The sequence below is a fragment of the Bacillus sp. ok061 genome (genome assembly GCF_900108285.1).
GTDB lineage: Bacteria > Bacillota > Bacilli > Bacillales > Bacillaceae_G > Bacillus_A > Bacillus_A thuringiensis_S.
Window position 1 is genome coordinate 1,390 of sequence record NZ_FNUW01000071.1, and the last position, 4,674, is coordinate 6,063.

Here is a 4,674-nt window from a genome sequence, read left to right on the forward strand (position 1 = left end):
GCACCAGTAGCTCCCGTAGGACCAGTAGCTCCTGTAGTTCCCGTAGCTCCCGTAGCTCCCGTAGCTCCCGTAGCACCCGTAGCTCCTGTAGCACCCGTAGCTCCTGTAGGACCAGTAGCTCCTGTAGTTCCCGTAGCACCAGTAGCTCCTGTAGCTCCTGTTGGTCCTACAGGTCCTCCCGCAGGACCTGTAGGACCTGTAGGACCAGGTGGTCCTGTTAAAACAGGCGTTTGAATGACACTATCTAACTTCGTTTGCAACAACATCTGTGTTTTTAACGCAGATTGGATCGTTCGATTAACACTTTCATTCACTTCTAAAATCTCGTTCAATGTAGCTGCTGGTGATAATCCACTCAAAGTTCCCAGTGCGTATTGAATTTTCTCCGCTTCAGCATTAATAATATGGGCTAAGCCTAATTCTTCTAAAGCAATAGATGCTAATATTAAATTAATAGACTCTTCACGGGTTAAAGAAATACTTGGCGTAATATTCGGTATATTAGCTTGTGACATATTTATACTCTCCTTGCTACAATATCTAAATATCTACATTAATTTAATAATACTAATATATATATATATATCATGTGACATATTTAATTATATCCTTTAACTCTGGTATATTTTTGAGATATACCAGGTTTTTTACATCAAATTAAAATCTTCTTTAATTTATACAAGATTTTATGCAAAAAAAGATAAAAAACAAAATAGCGAAGACTCTTGGAATCCTTTCTATATCAACAATGTATAAAATCACGTATAACATGATAAAAAGAAAAATCTTTGTTAAATCAATGGATTTCTCTTTTTTTTGCTACTGATAATGAGACGTTATGTTAACCTTACATCAATACAATATACATAATGTTATACGGTATTTCTTTTGATAAAATAGAATTAAAAGGAATGTGATTTTATATGAAAATTAGTATTGTTGGAAGCATTTTTTAATAATCGTGATTGGACTCATTGTACTATTTTTCGTTTCCTTATTTCGTTTTTGAAAAAACTCTTTCGAAACAGTTCCAACAAGAAAATAATAAGCTCCTTAAGCGGTCTCGCCACATCGCTATTAAGCTAACCTTATACAACGTCACTTGTAGTAGAGGTTATTTCTTTTTTTCTAGAGGATACATGTAGGGAATTTAAAGATTTGCATACAAAATAAACCCTAACGGGTTTCATTTTTTTGAATTAAGCCGCTTGGTTATTAGACATGGTACAATTGTAAACGACACCTAATATATCAAAGACTGTTTTCTTCTTGTACCGGTGAGGTTTTTTTCCGTTTTTCTCTAAAAAATAAAACAAACGCAGTAAAACTTTTAATAATTCATGGATGCCCTGCTGTAATCCTTCATAAAACAATAGATAATTATTCTTTATCATATAGATGGATTTGTATTCACTTAGCTCTTTTTTTCTTACCTAAGAGTAACTGACGTATTTTGAACATCGTTGATGAACAAAGTAAAATACTAATGAGTTGTCCATATAAATGGCATTCTAAGAGCTCTTTCTTGATTTCTTTGCACTTGTCAATTTGAAAGAAAGATTTCCATGTTCTGAACAAGATTTCAATTTGTCAGTGTAATGAATACAAGTTGTGGATATATTCCGTTGGAACATTTTCTGCAGAAAGATTCGTTATATACACGTTAATTCCACTCAACCTTTTACTTCGTTCCTTGTAGGTAATAGCTTTGTTCTTTTCTTTTATGGCTTGTTCCTTCAATCTTTTCTCTGTTTGTTCTTTTGTTAATCGATGAATAATAACACGAACTGGTAGTTTTCGATACTGCCCAATGTATGCTTCTGAAATCTCCATTGTTTGACCAGGGGGGAATTGATTCATGAGTTCTTCCATATCTAACTGAATATATAGTGGAGTTCAATCATACGTTTCTCATACAAAGATAGAGAGGGAGAGACCCAATGAAAGATATTTTAATGAAATACATGACAAAGCTTACAACATTAAGTGAAGAACAGCAGCGTATGATCATAGAAGAACTACAGATTGAAGAATATAAAAAAGGAACAGTGCTCTTAAGACAAGGAGATGTTCCATCAAAATGTTATTTTGTATTGAAAGGATGCGTTAGACAATATTGTATAGATGAAGCAGGGAAAGAAGTTACATCAAATTTTTATACAGAAGAACAGGCAATTACAAATTTCAATCATCATAAAAAAGATAAATCATCACCACATACGTTAACGTGTGTAGAAGACTGTGTGGTAGTAGTTGGGGACCTACATAGTGAAAGGGACATGTATAATAAATATTCACAGTTAGAAAAAATGACACGCCAAATGGTCGAGTGCAATTTTGGTGAAGTACAAGATGAGCTTGCTTTATTTATTTCATCGACACCAGAAGAGCGATATCAAGCAGTATTACAAAAACGGCCGTATTTAATCGATCGCGTTCCGCAATATCAGCTAGCAAGCTATCTTGGCATTACGCCAGAATCATTAAGCAGAATTAAGAAACGAATGAAGTAGTGGCTTTACCACCTTTCAACAGCAGCCATATCGCAAGTCCTAATTCACCTGCAATCATTGGCAGTTGGAACAGTGCTTGTGTGATGAAAATAATCGTATCGTATTGTGAAATCATTATATTCATGATGTAAATGACGATGTAACCGATAGCGGCGATGAACAGTAGTACACTAATAAATTTCGGTATTGGTTTAAATAGAAAAGTTACATATCCTAAAATGAAAAGATGTAAGCCGAAAATAATCAACCCTACAGACCAAATGTATTGGAAGGCACCGAGAAATAACATCGTATATGTTTCTGGGTTAGCAATTGTACTTTTTGAAAGTAGCAATGCCAATATTAAATTGAGTATGGAGATTCCAAGTATAGCTGTATACATAAGACGAAGCCAAGCAGCTAGCAATGAGAGGCTAGCGTGGATAGGTTTTAGAAAGAAATAAAGAGCCCAAGCAGCGATAATGTCCGCAATAAAAATGATAACCCATCCGAAAATTTCCGCTTTGAAAAGCGAATTTGACGTTTGGATATTATGAAATGTCGTGCTCGAATCTCCTTGTACAACGAGATTTCCGTGAACAAAACCGTAAGAAAAAAATGCACTGAATGCCATGATAAGAAGAGAAGTACCCGCAAATAAGGCGAAATTTCGTTGATTCATATTACGTCCTCCTATTTCTAATATTACTTTCATTTTAATAGCAGAGGGGATGATGATTCATTGACTTAAATCAAGAAAGGAGAAATTTAATGGCATTCCCATCAAAAAAAGATGTATGGTTATATAGAATTTTTAGTATAATCTTAGACATTATACTAAAATGTGAGGTGCAACCTATGTTAGTGAATTTCCAAATAGCTTTGAAAGCTTTCTATCATTCAAATATATAGAAGGCTACTTGAAATAAAACAACTTTATTAGCATTACATAGGGAGGAGGTTAAGCAATGAGAGCACCATATCAAGTATTGATTTTTCCCTGCTATCCCTCCTATTATTGTGAAAGATAAATTTCTTTATATATCTAGTACTGACGGCGGTATCGATGATGACACAATAGAAATTTATAATATTATTAATCCTACAACCCCTATACGTGTAGGAGAATTTGGTGCCGGAGATTTAGATTTCCCTAATCGATTAGCAATTTTTACGGTATTCGGATACAACTACCAATAACGAGAAACATGTAAATAAACTGTCCATATGGGCAGCTTATTTTTCCGTATATCGTAGGTTATTTTGCAAAATGTTGGTGGTATCCCATCGCTATTAAGTTAAAAAAATAGGTCACCCCAAAAACGAAGAGACATGTTAAATTCCCATAGATAACTATCTTATATTAATTACATAACCTAGCATGCGATGTGATATGATAATATAAAGATATTATATTTAAAGGTGGGATTCAAATTGGTTAAAAACTTACCTTTACTAATAGTGATTTTAATACTTGGTGTAAGTTCTTCTACATTAAGTACGAATGGATACTTTTCTCCAGTTATAGAATGGTCTTTAATGATTATAAGTATTATTTTAAACATTACTGCAGTGATAGGTTTATCACTACACGTTCTTGTATATCAACCTATGAAAAGAATCGAAACAAATTTAAAAGAGACCTTCAAATAAAATAATTATATTTGAGGTAACACCACATCGCTATCGAGCTAAAAAAATGTATCCATAAAAAGAAAAAATACGCTATTCTTTCTGTAGAATCATAGGTGGTCTGATCCCATTTGGTGAGACAAAGAAAAAACACCTAGATAACATGTTTCCTATAAGCTATAGGTGACATGTTAGCTAATTTTCTCTGAATCCGTTCATTATTATAGTAGTGGATGTATTCATCCACAGTTTGTATTATACTAGCATTATTCGATTGTTTTATATTTTGCGCATAGAATCCTTCGGATTTCAAATGAGAATGAAAGGATTCTATGAGGGCATTATCATGGCAGTTTCCTGTACGAGACATGCTTGTGATAATGCCTTTTTCTGTGGCATATGTTTAAAATTGTTTTGATGTATACACCTTTCCTTGATCCGAATGTAAAATCGTATCAATCACATTTCGCTTTCTTAAAGCCTCTTTTAGAGTATCTAATACAAGAGAAACATCCTGTGTCTCAGCTATTTTATAACTTACAATTTCATT

General features: G+C 33.6%; 3 protein-coding genes and 2 pseudogenes. 2 read left to right on the top strand and 3 right to left on the bottom strand.

Going from position 1 to position 4,674, the window contains the following annotated elements:
- Positions 1–515 (bottom strand): annotated as a pseudogene (locus C4S65_RS34865) (collagen-like protein); the annotation flags it as partial.
- Between the two features lie 684 nt (positions 516–1,199).
- A pseudogene (locus tag C4S65_RS33640) lies at positions 1,200–1,887 on the bottom strand (transposase); the annotation flags it as partial.
- A gap of 53 nt (positions 1,888–1,940) precedes the next feature.
- Here C4S65_RS33640 and C4S65_RS33645 point away from each other — a divergent pair.
- Positions 1,941–2,513: a Crp/Fnr family transcriptional regulator gene (locus C4S65_RS33645; protein ID WP_103945924.1), complete on the top strand. Its 573-nt coding sequence runs from the start codon at positions 1,941–1,943 to the stop codon at positions 2,511–2,513.
- Here the strand turns inward: C4S65_RS33645 and C4S65_RS33650 are convergent.
- On the bottom strand, positions 2,494–3,174 hold the full coding sequence (locus C4S65_RS33650; RefSeq protein WP_103945925.1) for a DUF4386 domain-containing protein: 681 nt from the start codon (positions 3,172–3,174) through the stop codon (positions 2,494–2,496). The two genes, C4S65_RS33645 and C4S65_RS33650, sit on opposite strands and share 20 nt — an antisense overlap.
- Positions 3,175–3,926: 752 nt before the next feature.
- Here C4S65_RS33650 and C4S65_RS33655 point away from each other — a divergent pair.
- Positions 3,927–4,145: a hypothetical protein gene (locus C4S65_RS33655; protein WP_103945926.1), complete on the top strand. Its 219-nt coding sequence runs from the start codon at positions 3,927–3,929 to the stop codon at positions 4,143–4,145.
- The last annotated feature ends 529 nt before the right edge of the window (positions 4,146–4,674 follow it).